Annotated in this window: 18 protein-coding genes; 7 read left to right on the forward strand and 11 right to left on the reverse strand. The window is 70.9% G+C overall.

Annotated features, from left to right (window positions below):
• The first annotated feature begins 212 nt into the window (after positions 1–212).
• Positions 213–548 (forward strand): histone-like nucleoid-structuring protein Lsr2, encoded by a 336-nt coding sequence (locus QF032_RS22485; protein WP_307045135.1) that lies wholly within the window; start codon positions 213–215, stop codon positions 546–548.
• Here the strand turns inward: QF032_RS22485 and QF032_RS22490 are convergent.
• A complete protein-coding gene (locus QF032_RS22490) occupies positions 527–1,174 on the reverse strand; it encodes an SCO3374 family protein (RefSeq protein ID WP_307057243.1) in 648 nt (215 codons plus the stop codon). The two genes, QF032_RS22485 and QF032_RS22490, sit on opposite strands and share 22 nt — an antisense overlap.
• A gap of 431 nt (positions 1,175–1,605) precedes the next feature.
• Here QF032_RS22490 and QF032_RS22495 point away from each other — a divergent pair, with 431 nt between their 5' ends.
• Positions 1,606–4,134, forward strand: a complete 2,529-nt coding sequence (locus tag QF032_RS22495; RefSeq protein WP_107442612.1) for an ATP-dependent Clp protease ATP-binding subunit — start codon at positions 1,606–1,608, stop codon at positions 4,132–4,134.
• A gap of 67 nt (positions 4,135–4,201) precedes the next feature.
• Here the strand turns inward: QF032_RS22495 and QF032_RS22500 are convergent, their stop codons facing one another.
• The gene (locus tag QF032_RS22500; protein WP_307045139.1) at positions 4,202–4,846 is read right to left on the reverse strand and encodes an HAD family acid phosphatase; all 645 of its coding nucleotides are present in this window, start codon (positions 4,844–4,846) and stop codon (positions 4,202–4,204) included.
• 538 nt (positions 4,847–5,384) lie between these two features.
• Here QF032_RS22500 and QF032_RS22505 point away from each other — a divergent pair.
• Positions 5,385–5,978, forward strand: coding sequence for a M23 family metallopeptidase (locus QF032_RS22505; RefSeq protein WP_307045142.1), 594 nt, complete (start codon positions 5,385–5,387; stop codon positions 5,976–5,978).
• 11 nt (positions 5,979–5,989) lie between these two features.
• On the opposite strand, the gene QF032_RS22510 is transcribed toward QF032_RS22505, so the two are convergent.
• Positions 5,990–6,565 carry a TetR/AcrR family transcriptional regulator gene (locus QF032_RS22510; protein ID WP_307045145.1) on the reverse strand — a complete coding sequence of 192 codons (576 nt, stop codon included), beginning with the start codon at positions 6,563–6,565 and terminating at the stop codon, positions 5,990–5,992.
• Between the two features lie 179 nt (positions 6,566–6,744).
• Between QF032_RS22510 and QF032_RS22515 the strand changes: the two genes are divergently transcribed.
• Positions 6,745–8,325, forward strand: coding sequence for an MDR family MFS transporter (locus QF032_RS22515; protein ID WP_307045150.1), 1,581 nt, complete (start codon positions 6,745–6,747; stop codon positions 8,323–8,325).
• A gap of 387 nt (positions 8,326–8,712) precedes the next feature.
• Here QF032_RS22515 and cseC read toward each other — a convergent pair whose 3' ends face one another.
• The 5 genes from cseC to QF032_RS22540 all read right to left on the reverse strand — a co-directional run bounded on the left by cseC (position 8,713) and on the right by QF032_RS22540 (position 13,547).
• Positions 8,713–10,047 (reverse strand): two-component system sensor histidine kinase CseC, encoded by a 1,335-nt coding sequence (cseC, locus tag QF032_RS22520; protein WP_307045151.1) that lies wholly within the window; start codon positions 10,045–10,047, stop codon positions 8,713–8,715.
• A gap of 28 nt (positions 10,048–10,075) precedes the next feature.
• Positions 10,076–10,777: a two-component system response regulator CseB gene (gene cseB, locus QF032_RS22525; protein ID WP_307045153.1), complete on the reverse strand. Its 702-nt coding sequence runs from the start codon at positions 10,775–10,777 to the stop codon at positions 10,076–10,078.
• Between the two features lie 199 nt (positions 10,778–10,976).
• Positions 10,977–11,621 carry a hypothetical protein gene (locus QF032_RS22530; protein WP_307045155.1) on the reverse strand — a complete coding sequence of 215 codons (645 nt, stop codon included), beginning with the start codon at positions 11,619–11,621 and terminating at the stop codon, positions 10,977–10,979.
• Positions 11,622–11,695: 74 nt separating this feature from the next.
• A complete protein-coding gene (locus QF032_RS22535; protein WP_057577696.1) occupies positions 11,696–12,238 on the reverse strand; it encodes a SigE family RNA polymerase sigma factor in 543 nt (180 codons plus the stop codon).
• 370 nt (positions 12,239–12,608) lie between these two features.
• Positions 12,609–13,547 carry an A/G-specific adenine glycosylase gene (locus tag QF032_RS22540; protein ID WP_307057245.1) on the reverse strand — a complete coding sequence of 313 codons (939 nt, stop codon included), beginning with the start codon at positions 13,545–13,547 and terminating at the stop codon, positions 12,609–12,611.
• Positions 13,548–13,803: 256 nt separating this feature from the next.
• Here QF032_RS22540 and QF032_RS22545 point away from each other — a divergent pair, with 256 nt between their 5' ends.
• Entirely contained in the window at positions 13,804–14,646 is an 843-nt protein-coding gene (locus QF032_RS22545) for a hypothetical protein (protein WP_307045159.1), read from the forward strand.
• Positions 14,647–14,728: 82 nt separating this feature from the next.
• On the opposite strand, the gene disA is transcribed toward QF032_RS22545, so the two are convergent.
• The gene (gene disA, locus QF032_RS22550; protein ID WP_057577693.1) at positions 14,729–15,853 is read right to left on the reverse strand and encodes a DNA integrity scanning diadenylate cyclase DisA; all 1,125 of its coding nucleotides are present in this window, start codon (positions 15,851–15,853) and stop codon (positions 14,729–14,731) included.
• Between the two features lie 81 nt (positions 15,854–15,934).
• Entirely contained in the window at positions 15,935–17,344 is a 1,410-nt protein-coding gene (radA, locus tag QF032_RS22555; protein ID WP_307045161.1) for a DNA repair protein RadA, read from the reverse strand.
• A 219-nt stretch (positions 17,345–17,563) separates the two neighbouring features.
• On the opposite strand from radA, the gene QF032_RS22560 reads away from it, so the two are divergent.
• A complete protein-coding gene (locus QF032_RS22560; protein WP_307057247.1) occupies positions 17,564–19,378 on the forward strand; it encodes a hypothetical protein in 1,815 nt (604 codons plus the stop codon).
• Positions 19,379–19,511: 133 nt separating this feature from the next.
• On the opposite strand, the gene QF032_RS22565 is transcribed toward QF032_RS22560, so the two are convergent.
• Positions 19,512–20,393, reverse strand: a complete 882-nt coding sequence (locus QF032_RS22565) for a hypothetical protein (protein WP_373430369.1) — start codon at positions 20,391–20,393, stop codon at positions 19,512–19,514.
• 71 nt (positions 20,394–20,464) lie between these two features.
• Here QF032_RS22565 and QF032_RS22570 point away from each other — a divergent pair, with 71 nt between their 5' ends.
• Complete coding sequence (locus QF032_RS22570; RefSeq protein WP_307045166.1) at positions 20,465–21,397, forward strand: Ppx/GppA phosphatase family protein; 933 nt, start codon at positions 20,465–20,467, stop codon at positions 21,395–21,397.
• Positions 21,398–21,508 lie beyond the last annotated feature (111 nt).

Genomic DNA, 21,508 nt, shown 5'->3' on the forward strand with positions numbered 1-21,508 from the left:
TCCCGCCGACCCGCCATGCCCGGGTTCCCTATGTCCGAAACGCGCACGTTTCCGGTCGGCGGGCGGGCCGTCAGCCTTGGCCGAGGGTTTGTGTTTTCCCAGCAAAAGCGGTTTGCTTTCCGACGTACTGCAGTACTGCATATAAGAGGGCGCGGCTAAACGGCGGACGCCGCGGACCCCCGACCCTCACGTTTTCGATGAAAGGAAATCCGGTGGCACAGAAGGTTCAGGTCCTTCTTGTCGATGACCTCGACGGCGGCGAGGCGGACGAGACCGTGACGTTCGCGCTGGACGGCAAGACCTACGAGATCGATCTCACGACCAGCAATGCGGACAAGCTGCGTGGACTTCTCGAGCCCTACGTGAAGGGCGGCCGGCGTACCGGCGGCCGTGCCGCGGGTGGGCGTGGAAAGGCGCGTGCCGCTTCCGGCGGAAGCCAGGACACCGCCCAGATCCGCGCGTGGGCGAAGGAGAACGGTTTCGAGGTCAATGACCGTGGCCGTGTTCCGGCGACCATTCGCGAGGCCTACGAGAAGGCCAACGGCTGAGCGCACGCGCCCAGCAGTCGGACACGGTGGCATTGCGTCGCCAGCGTGTCCACCAGCCGTACGAGATCGGGGGCGGTTCCCACGCCTCCCAGTGCCGACATGGTCGGCAGCGAGGCCTCGACCTCGCACCCTGCAACGGGGGGCCGCAACCACACGGCGGCCCCCTGCACCGGCCCGCGGTCCGACCCGGTGGCGCAGTCCGGAGTCCGGTCCGCAGGCCACGGCGCCTCGATGAGGCCGCCGGCCCCGAGCGCCGTCAGGTCCAGGGGCAGCGCGCCCCACTCCAGCCACTCCAGGATCCCCGGCACCTCCTCCGCGCAGCCGGCTGCCACCAGCAGCAGCATCCGGTCGCCCCGCACGGCCACCGGCGAGGCCGGCGCGAGGTGCCGGAGCGCCGTGAGCCCCGCCTCGGCCGGGACGTCCAGGACGTCGAAGCGCCCGCCGGTCGAAAGCCGGAGCGGTTCCCCGGGCACGGTCGCCCAGCCCAGTTCGTTCTCGTACCAGCCACGGATCCGGTCGGCCGGATCCCAGGGCCGTCGAGGGAGGGGAACGGTGGGCGGTGAGGAGCGGGCCGAGCGGGCCGAGCGGGCCGCCGGGGGGTTCGACGAGGGAACTGGGCCAACCATGCCAAGTGCAACCGTCCGAAAGGCCCCCGAGTTACGCTGGGTGTTTCCTTGACTGCGCACCGTTTCGCCGATCGGGGCGAGGCGGGGTGTCGCGAGGCGCAAGGTTGTTCGCCCGTAGCGGAGGGAACCGGTGCCCCCGGCATGGAGTGTCAGTCCCGACGGGTAAGACATCCCTAGTGGGAGGGGGCGACACGCAGGCACGGCACGTCTCACGTTCGCCATCGGCGTACTGGCGACTGGGGTATCTGCCTGGCCTGCGGGAACATCGTCTCGCACCATCGGGTTGGAGCAGATGTCGGCGTTCGGGGTCAGGAGGCCATCGACGGTGTCGGCAGTTGGAATGAGCGGTCCCCGCTTGCGGGACTAAGCTGCGGAAGGACAGGGAGGGGAAGTTCCCCCCACTGCCTGACCGCTCTGAGGAGCGATTAACGATGTTCGAGAGGTTCACCGACCGCGCGCGGCGGGTTGTCGTCCTGGCTCAGGAAGAAGCCCGGATGCTCAACCACAACTACATCGGCACCGAGCACATCCTCCTGGGCCTGATCCACGAGGGTGAGGGTGTCGCCGCCAAGGCCCTTGAGAGCCTCGGGATTTCGCTCGAGGCGGTCCGCCAGCAGGTGGAGGAGATCATCGGGCAGGGGCAGCAGGCCCCGTCCGGGCACATCCCCTTCACCCCCCGTGCCAAGAAGGTCCTGGAGCTGTCGCTCCGCGAGGCGCTTCAGCTGGGCCACAACTACATCGGCACGGAACACATCCTGCTCGGCCTGATCCGCGAGGGCGAGGGCGTCGCCGCCCAGGTCCTGGTCAAGCTGGGCGCCGACCTCAACCGGGTGCGGCAGCAGGTCATCCAGCTGCTCTCCGGCTACCAGGGCAAGGAGACCGCCGGCGCCAGTGGCGGTCCTGCCGAGGGCACGCCCTCGACGTCCCTGGTCCTCGACCAGTTCGGCCGGAACCTCACCCAGGCCGCTCGTGAGTCCAAGCTCGACCCGGTCATCGGGCGCGAGAAGGAGATCGAGCGGGTCATGCAGGTGCTGTCCCGCCGCACCAAGAACAACCCGGTGCTCATCGGCGAGCCCGGCGTCGGCAAGACCGCCGTCGTCGAGGGCCTCGCCCAGGCCATCGTCAAGGGCGAGGTGCCCGAGACCCTCAAGGACAAGCACCTCTACACCCTGGACCTCGGCGCGCTGGTCGCCGGCTCCCGCTACCGCGGTGACTTCGAGGAGCGCCTGAAGAAGGTCCTCAAGGAGATCCGCACCCGCGGCGACATCATCCTGTTCATCGACGAGCTGCACACGCTGGTCGGTGCGGGTGCCGCCGAGGGAGCCATCGACGCCGCCTCGATCCTGAAGCCGATGCTGGCCCGCGGTGAGCTGCAGACCATCGGCGCCACCACGCTGGACGAGTACCGCAAGCACCTGGAGAAGGACGCGGCCCTCGAGCGCCGCTTCCAGCCCATCCAGGTCGCCGAGCCGTCCCTGCCGCACACGATCGAGATCCTCAAGGGTCTGCGGGACCGGTACGAGGCCCACCACCGCGTCTCGATCACCGACGAGGCGCTGGTCCAGGCCGCCACCCTGGCCGACCGGTACATCTCGGACCGCTTCCTGCCGGACAAGGCGATCGACCTGATCGACGAGGCCGGCTCCCGGATGCGCATCCGCCGGATGACCGCTCCGCCGGACCTCCGCGAGTTCGACGAGAAGATCGCCGGCGTCCGCCGCGACAAGGAGTCCGCGATCGACTCGCAGGACTTCGAGAAGGCCGCCTCGCTGCGCGACAAAGAGAAGCAGCTCCTCGCCGCCAAGGCCAAGCGGGAGAAGGAGTGGAAGGCCGGCGACATGGACGTCGTGGCCGAGGTCGACGGCGAGCTGATCGCCGAGGTCCTCGCGACGGCCACCGGCATCCCGGTCTTCAAGCTGACCGAGGAGGAGTCCTCGCGTCTGCTGCGCATGGAGGACGAGCTCCACAAGCGGGTCATCGGCCAGGTCGACGCCGTCAAGGCGCTGTCGAAGGCGATCCGCCGTACGCGTGCCGGTCTGAAGGACCCGAAGCGTCCCGGTGGCTCGTTCATCTTCGCCGGCCCGTCCGGTGTCGGTAAGACCGAGCTGTCCAAGGCGCTCGCCGAGTTCCTCTTCGGCGACGAGGACGCGCTGATCTCCCTCGACATGTCGGAGTTCAGCGAGAAGCACACAGTCTCGCGGCTCTTCGGCTCCCCGCCCGGATACGTGGGCTACGAAGAGGGCGGCCAGCTGACCGAGAAGGTCCGCCGCAAGCCGTTCTCCGTCGTCCTCTTCGACGAGGTCGAGAAGGCCCACCCGGACATCTTCAACTCGCTGTTGCAGATCCTGGAGGACGGTCGCCTGACCGACTCCCAGGGCCGGGTCGTGGACTTCAAGAACACGGTCATCATCATGACGACCAACCTCGGCACCCGGGACATCTCCAAGGGCTTCAACCTGGGCTTCGCGGCCTCGGGCGACTCGAAGACCAACTACGAGCGCATGAAGAACAAGGTGTCGGACGAGCTCAAGCAGCACTTCCGCCCCGAGTTCCTCAACCGCGTCGACGACGTGGTCGTCTTCCCGCAGCTCACGCAGGAGGACATCCTCAAGATCGTCGACCTGATGGTCGGCAAGGTCGACGAGCGGCTCAAGGACCGGGACATGGGCATCGAGCTCTCCCAGTCCGCCAAGGAGCTGCTGTCCAAGAAGGGTTACGACCCGGTGCTGGGCGCGCGGCCGCTGCGTCGCACGATCCAGCGCGAGATCGAGGACACGCTGTCGGAGAAGATCCTCTTCGGCGAGCTGCGCCCCGGTCACATCGTGGTCGTGGACACCGAGGGCGAGGGTGACACCAAGACCTTCACCTTCCGCGGCGAGGAGAAGTCGGCGCTGCCCGACGTCCCGCCGATCGAGCAGGCGGCCGGCGGCGCCGGACCGAACCTGAGCAAGGACGCCTGACCCACCAGGGGTCGAGCCCGCGAAAGGGGCCGGTGCTGCACAGCACCGGCCCCTTTCGCATGCGCTCCTACGACAGCTGGCCGTTGTAGTCGGGCAGCTTGTACGTCGTCTCGGCGTGGCCGCCGGAGAGGTCGGTGGCGCTGTTGCCGATGTTCGCGATGATCGTGTAGCCCTTGGACTCGATGGTGACGCGCTGTGCGGTCTTGTAGGCGGCGACGTCCTTGAAGAGGTCGAGGAAGCCGCGTACGTACAGCCCGGAGACCTTGTAGCCGACGGTCTTGAGGTTGTAGTCGGTCACCCCGGAGATGATGCCCGGGCGGGCGGTGACGAAGAACAGGGAGACGCCGTGCTCCTGGGCGTACTTGGCCACCTCGAGGACGGGCTTGTTGGCCGGCGCCGGGTAGCTGAAGCCGAAGTCGGACTCCAGGGTGGTGTTGTCGATGTCGAACACGATCGCCTGCTTCTCGCCCGGCTTGGCGGCGGCGATCCGCTGCTTCAGCGCCGGCAGCGCCTGGTCCATCAGCGTTCGGCAGTCCTGCTGCCAGGTCGCGTAGTCGACGGCCTCCGCGGCGGCTGCCGAGGCGGTGGCAGTGGCGGTGGAGGCGCCGCCGGCCGTCGCGGCCTGGGCTCCGACCGGAACGGCCAGGGCCGTGGCGGCGGCCGTGGCGACGGCGGTCATGGCGATGCGGCGCTTCCAGGTGCCTCTGGTCATGTGTGGGGTCCTCTCGCGTCCTTGCGCTGCCGGTGTCGTGGGCATGCTCATCGGTGGGGATGACTTACGGGGGAACCAAGGGGTTACCGGGGGAAACCAGCGGGTTACTGGACGGTAGAGCCGACTGAGAGGCCCGTCACAGACCCTTGCATGCGAACGTGACCGGGGTCACAAGTGCCCTGCAGGGCGCGGGAGTAGCCGCCGTCACATTCCGAAGTGCCTTGAGGTGGGCGGCCGGTGACAAGCCGCACAGGCGATTTGGGCCCTACTAGGGCGGATAGTCATAGCGCGAAACGCGACAAAAAGGACATCGACTCGAGAGTTCGAGACTCCGCCGCGGCCTCCGGCTGGGGTGTTGTCGAAAGTGTCCGGAAGGCGCGCTCTGTCAACAAGTGGGAAGTTTTGGGGTGAAGTACTAGCTTCCGTCGTACATCACACGTTTGAGCCCGTGTGGGCCTCGGGGTTACCAAGGGATGGCCACTGCGGCGGACGTTCACGCCGGGTGGTTTCTTCTGTCCCCTTCCCTCACGAGGTCTTCATGTTCCAGCGCGTCACGTTCCGTTCTTCCCGTACGTCCCTGCTCCGCACCCGCGTGGCCGTCGGGGCCGCCGCAGTGGGCGCCTCGGTCGTGCTGGGGACCGGAGTGGCGTCCGCCGCCGCCCCCGCCGCTGCGCCCGCCGCCGTGTCCGCCGCCGCCAAGAAGGCCGTGTCGGCCTCCTGGATAGACCCGGTGAAGAAGTACACGCTGTCCGCCGGGTTCGCCCAGGCCGGCAAGATGTGGCAGTCCACCCACAGCGGTCAGGACTTCGCCGTGCCGAGCGGCACCAAGGTCATGGCCGCGCACGGCGGCACCGTGGTGAAGGCCGGCGGCAACGGCGCCGGCGACGGCCCGGCCTACGGCAACGCCGTCGTGATCAAGCACGCGAACGGTGTCTACTCGCAGTACGCCCACCTCTCGCGCATCGACGTGAAGATCGGCCAGGTCGTGAAGACCGGCCAGAAGATCGCGCTGTCCGGCAGCACCGGCAACTCCAGCGGTCCGCACCTGCACTTCGAGATCCGTACGACCGCCAACTACGGTTCGGCGATCAACCCGGTCACCTTCCTGCACTCCAAGGGCGTGAAGGTCTGACGCCGGCGTGATCAGGCGCCCTGGTGCGCCTGGGTCACCAGATCGACGGCGACCTCGAGGACGGCTTGCCGCTTCTCCTCGGGGTCGCCTTCGAGGTCCTGCAGGAAGAACATGCCGGCGTGCAGCGTGAAGATGGCGCTCACGCAGCGGACCTGGTCGGTCAGCGGGGCTTGAGGGTCGATGATGATGTCGCGCAGGCTCCGCATGCGGTCCTTGAACGAGTCGCCGATCTGGAGCTCGCGCACCGTCGCCTGGTTCTCCTGCATGAAGCGGAAGAGCGGGGCCGCCTCGGAGAGCGCCTGGCTGTAACGGCGCACGAGTTCGTGCTTGGTCTCCAGGGTCTGCGGCTGGCTCCGGCCCCACTCGATCAGGTCCTCGATCGGCTTCGTCAGATCCGTGAAGATGCTGACGGTGATCTCTTCCTTGGTCTTGAAGTGGTAGTACAAGGCCGCCTTGGTGACCTCCAGGCGCTCCGCGATCTCGCGCAGCGAGGTCTTCTCGTAGCCCTGTTCGGCGAAGAGTTCGAGTGCCACGTCCTGGATGCGCTGGCGGGTGTTGCCGCGACGTTGCTGCTTGGTGCCGTCCATGGTGACGTCCGTCCTCGTACTTCTCGGGCTCCCGCGAAGAGCCAGGTACCGTCCGACCGGCCCGTCGCAAGAAACTTACTTGACGCCCGGCTAGTTGCAGGTCTACCTTCCCCAGTGTACTGAACTAGCCGGTCGGCAAGTAAGTGGCCGTCGGTGAGTGGCCCAGGGGAGTGGGAAAGATGGCGGACACGCAGACAACCGAGACGGAAGCCGGGAAGCAGCCCAGGAGCGTGCGGGTCGTCCTGCTCGCACTCATGATCACGATGATGCTCGCGATGCTCGACAACATGATCGTGGGCACGGCGATGCCGACGATCGTCGGCGAGCTGGGAGGTCTCGAACACCTCTCGTGGGTGGTCACCTCGTACACCCTCGCCACCGCCGCCTCCACCCCGATCTGGGGCAAGATCGGCGACATGTACGGGCGCAAGGGCGCCTTCATGTCGTCGATCGTCATCTTCCTCATCGGGTCCGCGATGAGCGGCATGGCCCAGAACATGGGCGAACTGATCGGCTTCCGCGCGGTCCAGGGCCTCGGCGCGGGCGGTCTGATGGTCGGCGTCATGGCGATCATCGGCGACCTGATCCCGCCCCGGGAACGCGGCAAGTACCAGGGCATGATGGCCGGCGTCATGGCGCTCGCGATGATCGGCGGCCCGCTGGTCGGCGGCACCATCACCGACAACTGGGGCTGGCGCTGGTCCTTCTACATCAACCTGCCGCTGGGCGTGGTCTCGCTGGCCCTCATCAGCACCGTCCTGCACCTGCCGAAGAAGCGGTCGCAGTCGAGGATCGACTACCTGGGCGCGACGCTGCTGACCGTCGGCATCACCTCCATCGTCCTGGTCACCACCTGGGGCGGCACGGAGTACGCGTGGACGTCCGCGCGGATCATGGAGCTCATCGGGATCGGCGTCGCCTCGCTCATCGGGTTCGTGTTCTGGCAGACCAGGGCGGCCGAGCCGATCGTCCCGCTGCACATCTTCCGCAGCCGCAACTTCACCCTGATGTCGCTCATCGGCTTCATCACCGGCTTCGTGATGTTCGGCGCCACGCTCTTCCTGCCGCTCTACCAGCAGTCGGTGCAGGGCGCCTCCGCGACCAACTCGGGCCTGCTGCTCCTGCCCATGCTCGGCGCGATGCTCGTCACCTCGATGGTCGCGGGCCGGGTCACCACGAACAGCGGCAGGTACTACGTCTTCCCGGTCGTCGGCAGCGCCCTCATGGTGATCGGCCTGTACCTGCTGTCGACGATGGACACCGGGACCAGCCGCTTCACCTCCGGGGTGTTCATGGCCGTCGTCGGCCTCGGCATGGGCTGCCTGATGCAGATCACGATGCTGGTCGCCCAGAACAGCGTCGAGATGAAGGACATGGGCGTCGCGTCCTCGTCCACCACCCTCTTCCGTACGCTCGGCTCGTCGTTCGGCGTCGCGATCATGGGCGCCCTGTTCAACAACCGGGTCCAGGACGTCATGACCGAGCGGGCCGGCGCGCTGGGTTCGAAGGTCACCGAGCAGTCCGCCCAGCTGGACGCGGCCAGCCTGGCGAAGCTTCCCGCTGCGGCCCGTGAGGCCTACCAGCACGCGGTGTCGGCCGGCACGCACTCGGCGTTCCTGTTGGGCGCTGTCGTGGCGGTGGGCGCGCTGGCGGCGGCGGTGTTCGTCAAGGAAGTCCCGCTGAAGGGTGCCGGACCGCAGAAGGCCGATGCCCCGGCCGCCGCCACGGCCCCTCAGCCGCCCGTGGTCGAGGCCGTCTGACCCGGCCACGACGACCGAAGGCCTCCCGGCGGTGTCCGCCCCGGGGGGCCTTCCCCATGGGCCCACCTGCCCGGCCGTGGTGCCTACCGGCCGTGGTGCCTACCGGCCGTGGTGCCTACCGGCCGTGGTGCCTACCAGCCGTGATGTCTACCGGCCGTCGTGCCTACGGCTGTCGGACCCGTCCGGCCATCGGGTCCCTCCGGCAGCCGGGCTCGTCCGGTCGGGCTCATCTGGCTGTCGCGTCCCACCGGCGGCTCGTCTGGCCGTCTGGCTGTCGGGCCCATCCGGCACCCGGCCCATCCGGCAGCCGGGCCCGTGAGGCCTGTTGGGTCGGCACGGTTTCGCGGGCCTCCGCGGATCGACCCGGACGACCGCGGGCCACGGTCGCTACGGCATCACCGGGTAGCTGCCCGTGTTGGTCGGCGCGTGCTCGGGCAGCCACAGGACGGCGACGGCGCCCTCGGAGGGTATGTGCTCCGCGGTTCCGGCGGGTCGCACGTTGCGGAACGTCAGTCGGGCGCCCAGGACGCGGGCCTGGCCGGCCGCGATGGTGAGGCCGAGCCCGTGCCCGTGCCCGGCGCGGTCGATGCTTCCGGTGCGGAACCGGCTCGGGCCCTCGGCGAGCAGGTCCTCCGGGAAACCGGGGCCGTGATCGCGGACCCGGATGACCCGCCCCTCGACGCTGACCTGGATCGGCGGCTTGCCGTGCCGGGCGGCGTTGGCCAGCAGGTTGAACAGGACCCGCTCCAGGCGGCGGGGGTCGGTCGTGACCACCGACTCGTGCACGACCCGCACCTCGACCTCCGGGTCCTTGGCCGCCACCCGCCGGGCCACGAACTCGCCCAGGATGATGTCCTGCAGCTCGGCCCGTTCCGAGGCGCCGTCGAGACGGGCCACCTCCAGCACGTCCTCCACGAGGGTGCGCATGGCCTTCGCCCGGTCCAGGACCAGCTCCGTCGGCCGGCCGGGCGGCAGCAGCTCGGCGGCCGTCAGCAGTCCCGTCACCGGGGTGCGCAGCTCGTGCGCGATGTCCGCGGTGACCCGGCGCTCGGCCTCCAGCCGTTCCTGCAGCGTGTCCGCCATGGCGTCGACGGCTCTCGCCAGGTCGTCGGTCTCGTCCCGTACGACCCCGCCGATGGCGTCCCGGACGCGGACGTCCGACTCGCCCCTGGCGACCTGGTTGGCCGCGGCCGCCGCTTTGCGCAGCCGGCGCGAGAGCTGCCCGCCGATGAGCACCCCGAGCGCGCTGCCGCCGAAGACGACCGCGATGGAACCGATCACCAGAGCCTGGTCGAGGTCGTTCAGGATGTCCGTGCTGCGGTCGGTGAACCCGGTGTGCAGGGACAGCACGTGCCCGTCCTTGACCGGCACGGCGGCCCAGATGTCGGGCACTCCGCCGGTACGGTCGGAGACGAACGTGGCCCGGCGCCCCTCCTGCATCTTGTGCCGCAGCGACGTCGGCAGACCGGGGTCGTCGATCTTGATGTTGGGGAAGTTCAGCCGCCCGGACTGCTCGTAGTTGCGTTGGGCGATCTGCACCCGCTCGTCGGCGAGGTCGCGGGCGTTGTCCAACATGGACACGCGCGCGGCGTTGTGCACGACGAGGCTGAGGGCGACCGCCACCAGCGCGCCGACCAGCGCGATCGCCGCACTCAGCTTCCATCGCAGCCCCGTGCGCATGCCCGCGCCCGCTGCGCGCGCCGGCATCAGGCGCTCGATCATCCCCCGCATATCCCTGTCCCCGCTCCGCTCATGCCTTCAGCTTGTAGCCGAAGCCGCGGACCGTCTCGATGCGGTCCTGACCGATTTTCGTTCGCAACCGCTGTACATGGACGTCGACGACCCGGGTGTCGCCGCCCCAGCCGTAGTCCCACACCCGCTCCAGCAGTTTGTCGCGGGAGAGGACGGTGCCCGGAGCGGAGGAGAACTCCAGCAGCAGCCGCATCTCGGTGGGCGTCAGCGCCACCGGCTGTCCGGCCCGGCGCACCTCCATGCCCTCGGTGTCGATCTCCAGGTCACCGAAGGTCAGCACACCCCCGTCGGCGGTGGCTTCGGGCGCGGAGCGGTCGCCGCCGCCCGCGTGACCGAAGCGGCGCAGCACGGCGCGGATCCGCGCGACCAGCACCGCTCCGTCGAACGGCTTGGTCACGTAGTCGTCCGCGCCGGCCTCCAGGCCCAGGACCACGTCGATGGAGTCGGCGCGCGCCGACAGCATGATCACCGGCACCGTGGACTCGTCGCGGATGCGCCGGCACAGGCTCACGCCGTCCAGGCCGGGCACCATCACGTCCAGCAGGGCGATGTCGGGGCGGTCGGCCCGGAACGCCTCCAGGCCGGAGAGGCCGTCGGGCATCGCGGTGACCGCGAAGCCGTCCCGCTCCAGGGCGAGCTGGGTGGCTTCGCGGATGACGTCGTCGTCCTCGACGAACAGGACGTGGGTCTGGTCTGCCATCCCGGTGCTCTCAGTTCTCGTATGCGGTCTCGTGCTGCTGTCGGGATCCTGTCGGAGCGCCCCTTGGAGGGACGCACGGAGCACGGCGAGCGTTCATTTCCCGTGCCGCCGCCTTGCCCGTCCACTCATTGATCGCACCGGGCAGCCCGATCGGTTCACGCCGGACGAAGATTTTTTTGATCGCCCGCTTCCGTGCGGGTCAGCTGGTCTCCGGCACCGGGGTCGGATTCCCGCCGACGACGCTGCTGTAGTCGTTGTGCCAGCTGTACTCCTTCATGAAGCGGCCCGAGGTCCAGCGGTACGTGATCACGTTCTCGCCGGACGGACTGGAGACCGGATCGCCCTTCTCGTACACCTGCTTGGTCACCACGAGGTCGCCCCTGTCTATCTCCGCATAGACGGGGGGCTCCTCGGCCTTGAACACGTTCTGGTAGCCGTCGTCGCTCTCGCGGTACACGTAGGAGCCCACGCCGACAGCGTCACCGCAGGTCAGCACGTTGACGATGACGTCGTCGCCGGTACTGCCGGTCAGGTTGCCGTAGGAGACGTCGACCGGATACTCGTCGCCCACGCAGGGCTTGAGTTCGCCCTTGACCTCGGCCGAGACCGCCGGGTCGTCCTTGACGAGCTGGACCGCGTCCGACTGGTCGAGGCTCTCGGAGGCGGCGGCCCGGGGCATGGGCGTCGCGCCCGCCACCGCGTCGCCGTGCGCCGGCCCCTCGTCGCGTGCGCCGGTGCCGCCGGTGGCGCAGGCGGAGACGAAAAGGGCAAGGGCGGCGAGCACGGCCATCGCCGTGGTCGCCGCCTGGATGGCGCCCCGGGCCGGTGTCGGCCCATGGCGCATGTCGAAGGATCCCCCGGCGCCTCGCCGCCCGCCCTCAGGGCGGACGACGGGGCCATCGACACCGCCCTTGTCGGTCAGGCCGCCGTGCAACGCTCCCGCTCCTCACGCTCCAGGGCACGTGCGTCCAGATCGCGGGCCTCCAGCTCCTCGCGGAGCCGGGCGAGCGCCCGGTGCAGCGTGCTCTTGACCGTTCCCGCCGACATGCCGAGGGCAGCGGCGGTCTCCTCCGTGGACATCTGCTCCCAGTGTCGCAGTACTACGACGCTGCGCTGCTTCGGAGCCAGTACTTTCATCGCGTCCATCAGCAGGGCGCGGTCGGCGTGCTGCTCGGTGGAGTCGTCCACCCGGGCGTCCGGGAGCTGCTCGGTCGGCACTTCGTCGAGCTTGCGGGCCCGCCACCACTCGGTGCGCGTGTTGATCATGACCCGGCGAAGGTAGGCGTCCGCGAGGCGCTTGTCCGCGATGCCGTCCCAGCGGCCGTACGTACGGGCCAGCGCGGTCTGCAGGAGGTCCTGCGCGTCGACCGGGTCCGGGACCAGACGTCGGGCGCTGCGCAGCAGCGCGTCCTGCCGCGTGCGGACGTATTCCTCGAACTCGAGCACCTCGCCCTGCGCCATGGTGAACTCCTCCGTCTTTTCCCCGTTTCCGGCGGGCTGTCGCCTGCCGGTTCCTGCTGTGGTCGGTGGCCCGGTGTTCTCGGTGGGCACGCAAACGAAGCTACGGAGGTGTTGTCACGGGGCTGTCCGAAGCAGCCTGCGGCTAGCGCTCGGCTGTCCGTCGGTTGTGTAACGGAAATGAGTTCTGGGTAGAGGGGCGGGGTCGATAGTCCAACTATGAGGCTTTTTGCCCCCTCGTTGGGTGTGACACAGGCGCGGTCACGGCTCGACGAAGTCTGTGAAGGTGGCCGTTGTCCGTGAACTGACCATGCGTCAGCTAGGCGACAGTCAGGGCAACGGCGGTCAGCTCACGGCTTCGGCTCAACGGCAGTCAGCTCAGCGGCAGGCGGTACAGCCCGTCGGGCAGCGGCTCCACCAGTCCGTCCGATACGAGCCCGTCCAGCGCACGCGCGCGTTGCACCGGCTCGTGCCACACGCGGTCGAGGGCGGTCTGCGGCACGGGCGCGTGCGCGTCCCGCAGGACGGCGAGCAGCTTGCCCCTGACCTGCCGGTCGGTGCCGGCGTACGTCTGACCGCGGCGCGGCGGCCCGTCGTGCTCCGGCTTGCCCGCGAGCCGCCACGCGCACTGCGCGGCGATCGGGCATCGCACGCACGTCTCGTTCCTGGCCGTGCACACGAGCGCGCCGAGTTCCATCGACGCGGCGGCCCAGCGCGCGGCCGTCGTCTCGTCGTCGGGCAGCAGGGCGCGGGCGAGTTTGCGCTCGGCGGCCGTGGTCGCGTTCGGCGGGTACTGAACGCCCGTCACGGCGCGCGCGAACACCCGGCGGACGTTGGTGTCCAGAACGGCGTGCCGCTGCCCGTACGCGAAGGAGGCGACGGCCGCGGCCGTGTACTCGCCGATGCCGGGCAGCGCGAGCAGGTGGGCGTGGTCGGACGGCACGCCGCCGCCGTGCCGTTCCGTTATCGCCACGGCGGCGCCGTGCAGCCGCAGGGCGCGGCGCGGGTAGCCGAGCCGCCCCCACGCGCGGACCGCCTCTCCCGGAGCCTCGGCGGCCAGGTCGGCGGGGCGCGGCCAGCGGGCGAGCCACTGCTCGTAGACCGGCAGGACCCGGCTGACCGGCGTCTGCTGGAGCATGAACTCGCTGACCATCACGCCCCACGCGCCGGCCTCGGGGCGTCGCCAGGGCAGGTCACGGGCGTGGTCGTCGAACCAGTCGATCACGGGGGAGTGCAGGTCCGCTCCGAGGGCGTCGGCGACGGCTTCGGCCCGGGCGGGGCTGCTGTGCGGGGACTTCGTGGGCGCAGTCATGGCTCTTCCGATCCTGCCATGCCCACCGGCGCGCGCGTGTGCACCGCCACTCGGCCGGGACCGGCGCGAGTGCGCTGCGCGCCCACGTGCCGGGGGCGCGGCCCGGGGCGCGGCAGGGTGATCGTCAATGAGCGGTGACCTCGCGGGCCGAAGTGGGGCGCGCGAGACCGGTCTCCGGAATGATGATCCGGAAAAGTTGTGTTCCCAGCGGCGGGTGAGGCCGGTGAACACCACGATCTCTCGTACAGTTTGCGCCGTGGGATCTCTGCGCAATCCGGTCGGGCCGCTTCCCTCCTCCATCTACTGGCGACGGAGGGTCGTCATGCTGTCCGTGTTCGCCCTGCTGGCGCTGCTGGCCTTGTGGGTCGTGACCTCGGGCGGGGGTGGCGGCCGGAACGGCGCCGGCAAGGGCAACGGCAAGAACCCCGCCCCGTCCATCACGCCCGGGCCGTCCGGATCCGGGCCCGCGATCAGCCAGAACCCGGGCGGACGCGACGAGTCGAGCCCGGGGTCCACCGGCGGATCGGGTGCGGACGCGGGCGCAGGCTCCGGCGGTTCGGACGGCGGCTCGGCAGGTTCCGGCGACAACGACGACGGCGCCAACGGCAGCGGTGACGGCAACGCGGCGGGCACCGGCGCCGGTGGCACCGGCGGTGGCGGCGGCACGGCCACGACGCTGCCTGTCGGCACCACGCTCCCCAACTGCACTGCGGGTGCGGTGACATGGACGCTGCGCAGCATCCGTAACGACTACTCGCCCGACCAGACGCCGACCTTCCAGCTGATCGCGAAGAACAGCTCGGCGAGCGACTGCAAAGTCGATCTCGGCCCGAAGCGGGCGGTGCTGACGATCACTCAGGCGGCCGACGACGAGGACTACTGGTCCTCCGCGGACTGCCCCAAGACCTCCGGGAGCCTGCTGTACCGGGTGCCGGCCGGTCAGAGCTTCACCTACACCGTGAAGTGGGACCGCAAGCCGAGCGCCCCCGCATGCGCCACTCCGCCGGCCGGGACGGCCAAGGCCGGCACGTATCTCCTCGAGGCGCAGGCCCCGGGCTTCGCGAAGGCGCAGACGTCGTTCGTGCTCAAGGACGACTGAGCGCACCGCCCGCTCCACCCGCGCGCCCGCTCCACCCGCGGACACGCCCCTCCGCGCTCACGCGCTGCCGGGGCGGGTGGGCCTAGACGTACCGCTCCAGGATCGAGGACTCGGCCAGTCGGGACAGGCCCTCGCGGACGCTGCGGGCCCGCGCCTCACCGACGCCGTCCACCGTCTGGAGGTCGTCGACGCTCGCGGCGAGCAGCTTCTGCAGGCTGCTGAAGTGCTCCACGAGACGGTCGATGATGGCCCCCGGAAGACGCGGCACCTTCGCCAGCAGACGGAAGCCGCGCGGGGAGACCGCCGAGTCCAGCGCCTCGGGGGAGCCGGTGTAGCCCAGCGCGCGGGCGACCGTGGACAGCTCCAGGAGCTCGGCGTGGGTGAGCGCGTCCAGCTCGTGCAGCGCCTCGTCGACCGTGCGGGAACGCTTGGCCGTCGGCTCGGGAACGTAGTCGCGGACCACCAGTTCGCGCTCCGGCTCCACGCCCGCGATCAACTCGTCGAGCTGGAGGGCGAGCAGCCGCCCGTCCGTGCCCAGTTCGACCACGTATTCGGCGATCTCGGTGGCGATACGGCGCACCATCTCCAGTCGCTGGGCCACCGCGGAGACGTCCCGGACCGTCACCAGGTCCTCGATCTCCAGCGCTGACAACGTTCCCGCGACCTCGTCCAGGCGGAGTTTGTAGCGCTCCAGGGTGGCCAGCGCCTGGTTCGCGCGGGACAGGATCGCCGCGGAGTCCTCCAGGACCCGGCGCTGCCCGTCGACGTACAGGGCGATCAGGCGCATGGACTGCGAGACCGAGACGACCGGGAAGCCGACCTGCTTGCTGACCCGGTCCGCCGTGCGGTGCCGGGTGCCGGTCTCCTCCGTGGGGATCATGGGGTCGGGCACGAGCTGGACGCCGGCCCGGAGGATCTTCGACAGGTCGGACGAGACCACGATGCCGCCGTCGAGCTTGCACAGCTCGCGCAGACGGGTGGCCGCGAACTCCACGTTCAGGACGAACCCGCCCGTGCACATCGCTTCGACCGTCTTGTCGGAGCCCAGCACGATCAGCCCGCCGGTGTTGCCGCGGAGGATCCTCTCCAGGCCGTCGCGCAGGGCCGTGCCGGGGGCCACCGCGCTCAGCGCGGCGCGCATCAGGCCGTCGGAACCGGAACTCCCACCGGACTTTCCGGGAGCTGCCGCCCGGTCGTTGGCTGCCACTGCACTCCTCCGGTCACTGGGGTCTGGGGCGTCCCCGTTTCGCGCACTCGTTCGTACGGACGGGCGAGACCAGGGCAAAGTCTACCGGCGGTCCTCCGCGTCCTGTGGGGCGTCTCGGCGACGGGAGCGCGGCAGGACCCGCAGGGCGTCCCCCATGTCGGCCACTTCCAGGACCTTCATGCCCGCGGGGATCCTGCCGGGATCGCCCGGCACGAGCGCGTGCGTGAATCCCAGACGGTGGGCCTCGGCGAGCCTGCGCTGGACGCCCGTGACCCGTCTGACCTCGCCTGCGAGGCCCACCTCGCCGATCGCGACGAGGTTCTTGGGCAACGGGGTGTCGCTGGCGGCGGACGCCAGGGCGAGGGCGATGGCCAGGTCCGCGGCGGGCTCCGAGAGCTTCACGCCGCCGACCGTCGCCGAGTAGATGTCCCGCTTGCCGAGCGCGCTGATCCGGCCGCGCTGCTCCAGGACGGCCAGCATCATCGAGACGCGGGAGGTCTCCAGACCGGACGTCGTGCGGCGGGGGGAGGGGATCTGGGAGTCGACGGTGAGCGCCTGCACCTCGGCGACCAGGGGCCGGCGGCCCTCCAGGGTGACCGTCAGGCAGGTGCCCGGGACCGGTTCGTCACGACGGGTCAGGAAAAGTCCGCTCGGGTCGGCAAGGCCCGTAATGCCCTCGTCGTGCAGTTCGAAGCAGCCGACCTCGTCGGTCGCGCCGTAACGGTTCTTGACGCCGCGCACCAGGCGCAGCCGCGCGTGCCGGTCGCCCTCGAAACTCAGGACGACGTCGACCAGGTGCTCGAGGAGACGCGGACCGGCGATCGCGCCGTCCTTCGTGACGTGGCCCACCAGCAGCGTGGACATCCCGCGTTCCTTGGAGGCGCGGATCAGGGCGCCCGCGACCTCGCGGACCTGGGCCATGCCGCCGGGCGCACCGTCGATCTCCGGGGAGGCCACGGTCTGCACGGAGTCCACGATCAGCAGGGACGGCTTGACCGCGTCCAAATGGCCGAGGACGGCCGCCAGATCGGTCTCCGCCGCGAGATACAGGTGGTCGTCGATGGCGCCGATGCGGTCGGCGCGCATTCGGACCTGCGACGCGGACTCCTCGCCCGTGACGTACAGGGTGCGGTGCTCGGCGCTGGCCGACTTGGCGGCCACGTCCAGCAGCAGGGTCGACTTGCCGACGCCGGGCTCGCCCGCCAGGAGCACGACCGCGCCCGGCACGAGCCCGCCGCCGAGGACGCGGTCCAGCTCGGCCACGCCGGTGGGGCGGGCGGTGGCCTGCCGTCCGTCGACCTGACCGATGGGCAGGGCGGAGGTGGTGACGCGGCCCGGCGCCGTGGTGCGGACCGCTGGCGCGCCGTACTCCTCGACCGTGCCCCAGGCCTGACACTCGGGGCAGCGGCCGAGCCACTTTGCCGTCTGCCAGCCGCATTCAGTGCAGCGGTAGGACGGGCGGTCCTTGGTGGTCTTCGTACGGGCAGCCATGGGGAAACCGTAGCCGCCCCCACCGACAGCCGGACGTGCCTGTGGACGGCGGGGGCGCGAAACACCGGCGCCCCCTGTGAATCAGCCACGTCCCCTCACGAACGAGCCACGGGACCCCCCTGGACGGTCCCCTTTTGAGGGATCGTTTCACCCGTACGGATTAAAAGGACTCAAGGGACAAGAAGACCTGGTTCCGTGCCGCCTACGGTCGCACGGGTGATGAGCAGCAGCCCGGACATCTCGACCCGCACGACCGGCGCGCACCGGGCGCACCGGGAGGCGCGCGACGGCGCTGCGGCGCGCACGCTCGCGCAGCGGCCGCCCACGCGTGACGAGCCTTACCTGGACGGCCTGTTCACCTACTGTCTGTCCGTTCTGTGCGACCACGAGGCGGCCACCGCGGCCCTCGCGGACGCGCTGACGTTCGCCGAGCGGCGCGGCCAGCGCGGGCCGGACGCCGCGGGCGACCGCCGGGCCTGGCTGTACGCCCTGGCCCGCTGGGCCTGCCTGCGCAAGCTCGCCGAGGCCAGACAGAACCACCGGAGCACCCACGCGGCGCACCGCGACGGCCGCCGTCGGCAGCCGGGACCGCAACAGGGACCGCAACGGGTGCCCGCCGCCCCGTCCGGGTCCGCCCCGTCCGGGTCCGCACCGGCAGGGTCCACGCCGGCCGGGCCCGACGCGGGCCAGGAGCGGCAAAGGCACGAGCTCTCCCAGCTGGCCTGGCCGGAGGCCGCGGGCATCACCCCGGAACAGCGCGAGGCGCTGGAACTCGCCGTGCGCCACCATCTCGCCGTCCACGAGGTCGCCGCCGTCCTCGGCAAGGACCTCGCCGCCGCCCGCGAACTGCTCGCCACGGCCGCCTGCGAGGTGGAACGCACGCGTGCGGCCCTCGCCGTGGTCGAGACCGGCGGCTGTCCCGGCGTGGCGCGACTGACCGGCGGGAACCAGCTCGTGCTCAACGCCGCGCTGCGCCGTGAACTCGTCCGGCACGTCGACGACTGCCCGCACTGTCGCCGGGCCGCCGGACGCGCCGTCCCCGGTCGCTGGCCCGGCGCCGGCGTCACCCCCGCCGAGCTGCCCGTCCTGGAAGCGCCCCGCGCGCGGCTGCACGTCGCCATGAACCACCTTCCGCGCGCACGGCGGACCGCCGTGCCGCGCTACGACCGGCGCGGCTTCCCGATGGACCCCAAGGACCACGCCGCCCGCCGGGAGCGTCTGCGCGCGCGTGCCGTCACGACGACCGTCGTCGCCACCGTCGTCGCCGCTCCCGTGCTCGCCCTGTGGGCGGCCTACCGGGGAACACCGACGGGGGAGGGCGCCGAAGGACGCCCGGTCGGCGTCAGCGAGGCGCACGGCCCCGACAGCCTGGACGGCGAGACGGAGGGCGGCTACGAGAACGCCGGCAACGTCAGCACCCGCCCCCGGAGCCCCGGCGCGAAGGGCGACGACCCGGACGTGTCCGTGGAGGTCGTCAGCGTCACGGGACTTGCCGAGAGCGCCGCCGGGCGGCTCTCCGTGACGGCCGTCACCCGCGGCGACACCACCCTCGTCACCCTGACCGCGGATGCCGACGCCGACGGCCCGGTCCGCTGGTCGGCGGTCACCGCGGCGCCCTGGCTGTATATGAGCCGGTCCGCGGGCGTCCTGCGGCCCGGCGAGTCGGTGACGGTGAAGGTGTACGTGGATCACCTGCGCGAGCCTGCCGGGTCATGGCACGCACGCGTGGCGATCGCCCCGGCGGGCGCCGTCGTCTCCATCGGGGGCTACGGCACCGCCGCCGGGCCGTCCGGCCCTGGAAACGGAACCGGACACGGCTCGGGGCACGACCCCGGGCCGGGCCACGGCGACCCGCCCCCGGCCACGGACCCGGAGCCCACGCCCACGACGCCGTCCGACCCGGACCCGACCCCCGCCGACCCGCCCCCCGGCTCCGACCCGGACCCGACCCCGGCCGACCCGACCCCGACCGACCCGGACAGCCCGCAACCCACGACGGGCGACGGCGAACCCCCGAGCCCGGCGACGTCCTGAGCCGCGCGCGCCATGTCGCCGCCCGCGTCTTCACCCATGTCCTCGCCCACGCGTTCGCCCACGTCCGGACCCTGCCCGCGGCACGTCCCGGACGCGCCGCGGGCACCTGGCCCGTCGGACGCGCCGCGGACGCTCAGTCCGTCGGGCGCGCCGGGTCCGCCGGGTGCGGGGCGAGGAGCGGGAGTTGTCCGGCGAGGCGTTCCTCGCACAGTTCGACCAGGCGGTCGTATCCGGCCTTGCCCATCAGTTCGGTCAGCTCCGGCCGGTAGGAGACGTACACCGGGTCGCCCGCGCCGTGCGCCGAGGTCGCCGACGTGCACCACCAGTGCAGGTCATGGCCGCCGGGGCCCCAGCCCCGCCGGTCGTACTCGCCGATCGACACCTGCAGCACGCGCGTGTCGTCGGGCCGGTCGATCCAGTCGTACGTCCGCCGCACCGGAAGCTGCCAGCAGACGTCCGGCTTGGTCTCCAGCGGTTCGCGGCCCTCCTTGAGGGCCAGGATGTGCAGCGAGCAGCCCGCGCCGCCCGCGAAGCCCGGACGGTTCTGGAAGATGCACGAGCCGTTGAACGGGCGGGTCTGGCGCGAACCCTCGTCGTCTTCCGCGATCCAGCCGTCCCGTGTGCCCTCGGCGTGGTGCTGCCAGATGTCGGGGGTGAGCCTCGCCACATGTCCGGCGACGCGCTTCTCGTCGTCCTCGTCGGAGAAGTGGGCGCCCAGCGTGCAGCAGCCGTCGTCCGCGCGGCCCGCCTGGATGCCCTGGCAGCCGCTGCCGAAGACGCAGTTCCAGCGAGAGGTGAGCCATGTCAGATCGCAGCGGAAGACCTGTTCGGCGTCCGCCGGATCCGGAAACTCCACCCACGCGCGCGCGAAGTCGAGCCCCTTCTCGTCCGCTGCCGGGGTCGTTCCCAGGGCCGCTTCCAGGGCCTTCTTCGCCTTCTTGGCCGCCGTCACCGCGTCCGCCCGCGAAGAGCCGCCGGTGGATTTGTCGGTCTTCGCCTTTTTCGTCTTTGGCACCTGTCCAGGGTAAGTCGCCGGAAGCGCCTTCGGGGGCGGAGCACGGCCGCACGGGCAGTAGCGTGCCCTACATGAGACTCGGTGTCCTCGACGTGGGATCGAACACGGTGCATCTGCTGGTGGTGGACGCCCACCCCGGCGCGCGGCCCCTTCCCGCGCACTCGCACAAGGCGGAACTGCGCCTCGCTCAACTCCTCGACGGGGACGGGGCGATAGGCGACGACGGGGTCGACCGGCTGGTCACGGTCGTCCACGAGGCCCTGCAGGCCGCCGAGGACAAGGGCGTCGAGGATGTGCTGCCGTTCGCGACCTCCGCGGTGCGCGAGGCCAGCAACGCCGACGACGTCCTCGCGCGCGTGCAGGCCGAGACCGGTGTGGAGCTCCAGGTTCTCACCGGCGCCGAGGAGGCCCGGCTCACCTTCCTCGCCGCCCGCCGCTGGTTCGGCTGGTCGGCGGGCAAGCTGCTCGTCCTGGACATCGGCGGCGGCTCCCTGGAGATCGCGTACGGCATGGACGAGGAGCCCGACGCGGCCGCGTCCCTGCCGCTGGGCGCCGGCCGCCTCACCGCGGGCTGGCTCCCCGGCGACCTGCCCGACCCCGAGGACATCCGCGCCCTGCGCCGTCACGCCCGGGCGCAGATCGCCCGCACGGTCGGCGAGTTCAGCCGCTTCGGCGCCCCCGACCACGTCGTCGGCACGTCGAAGACCTTCAAGCAGCTCGCCCGCATCGCCGGCGCCGCCCGCTCCACCGACGGCCTGTACACCCAGCGTGAGCTCAAGCGGGAGTCCCTGGAGTCCTGGGTGCCCCGCCTCGCCGGCATGACGACCGCCCAGCGCGCGGAGCTCCCGGGCGTGTCCGAGGGCCGCGCAAACCAGCTTCTCGCCGGCGCGCTGGTCGCGGAGGGGGCGATGGACCTCTTCGGCGTGGAGTCGCTGGAGATCTGCCCCTGGGCGCTCAGGGAGGGCGTCATCCTCCGCAAGCTCGATCACATGGCGGCCACGTGACCGGTACCGGCGGACGGACCGGCGGACAAACGGGCGCAGGGACCACCGCCCGGCCCGGCGCCCGGCGGCCCACCCCCGAGCCCTAGGACATCCTGCACGCCGGGGGCGCGG

Origin of the sequence: Streptomyces achromogenes (assembly GCF_030816715.1) — a bacterium.
Lineage (GTDB): Bacteria > Actinomycetota > Actinomycetes > Streptomycetales > Streptomycetaceae > Streptomyces > Streptomyces achromogenes_A.

Bases quoted from the DNA above. Each gene is read 5' to 3' on its own strand.
- QF032_RS22510 (WP_307045145.1), bottom strand. From the start codon at position 6,565: ATGGACGGCACCAAGCAGCAACGTCGCGGCAACACCCGCCAGCGCATC.
- QF032_RS22535 (WP_057577696.1), bottom strand. From the start codon at position 12,238: ATGGCGCAGGGCGAGGTGCTCGAGTTCGAGGAATACGTCCGCACGCGG.
- cseB (WP_307045153.1), bottom strand. From the start codon at position 10,777: ATGGCAGACCAGACCCACGTCCTGTTCGTCGAGGACGACGACGTCATC.
- QF032_RS22530 (WP_307045155.1), bottom strand. From the start codon at position 11,621: ATGCGCCATGGGCCGACACCGGCCCGGGGCGCCATCCAGGCGGCGACC.
- QF032_RS22515 (WP_307045150.1), top strand. From the start codon at position 6,745: ATGGCGGACACGCAGACAACCGAGACGGAAGCCGGGAAGCAGCCCAGG.
- QF032_RS22560 (WP_307057247.1), top strand. From the start codon at position 17,564: ATGAGCAGCAGCCCGGACATCTCGACCCGCACGACCGGCGCGCACCGG.
- QF032_RS22540 (WP_307057245.1), bottom strand. From the start codon at position 13,547: ATGACTGCGCCCACGAAGTCCCCGCACAGCAGCCCCGCCCGGGCCGAA.
- QF032_RS22570 (WP_307045166.1), top strand. From the start codon at position 20,465: ATGAGACTCGGTGTCCTCGACGTGGGATCGAACACGGTGCATCTGCTG.
- radA (WP_307045161.1), bottom strand. From the start codon at position 17,344: ATGGCTGCCCGTACGAAGACCACCAAGGACCGCCCGTCCTACCGCTGC.
- QF032_RS22495 (WP_107442612.1), top strand. From the start codon at position 1,606: ATGTTCGAGAGGTTCACCGACCGCGCGCGGCGGGTTGTCGTCCTGGCT.
- cseC (WP_307045151.1), bottom strand. From the start codon at position 10,047: ATGATCGAGCGCCTGATGCCGGCGCGCGCAGCGGGCGCGGGCATGCGC.
- QF032_RS22490 (WP_307057243.1), bottom strand. From the start codon at position 1,174: ATGGTTGGCCCAGTTCCCTCGTCGAACCCCCCGGCGGCCCGCTCGGCC.
- QF032_RS22505 (WP_307045142.1), top strand. From the start codon at position 5,385: ATGTTCCAGCGCGTCACGTTCCGTTCTTCCCGTACGTCCCTGCTCCGC.
- QF032_RS22500 (WP_307045139.1), bottom strand. From the start codon at position 4,846: ATGACCAGAGGCACCTGGAAGCGCCGCATCGCCATGACCGCCGTCGCC.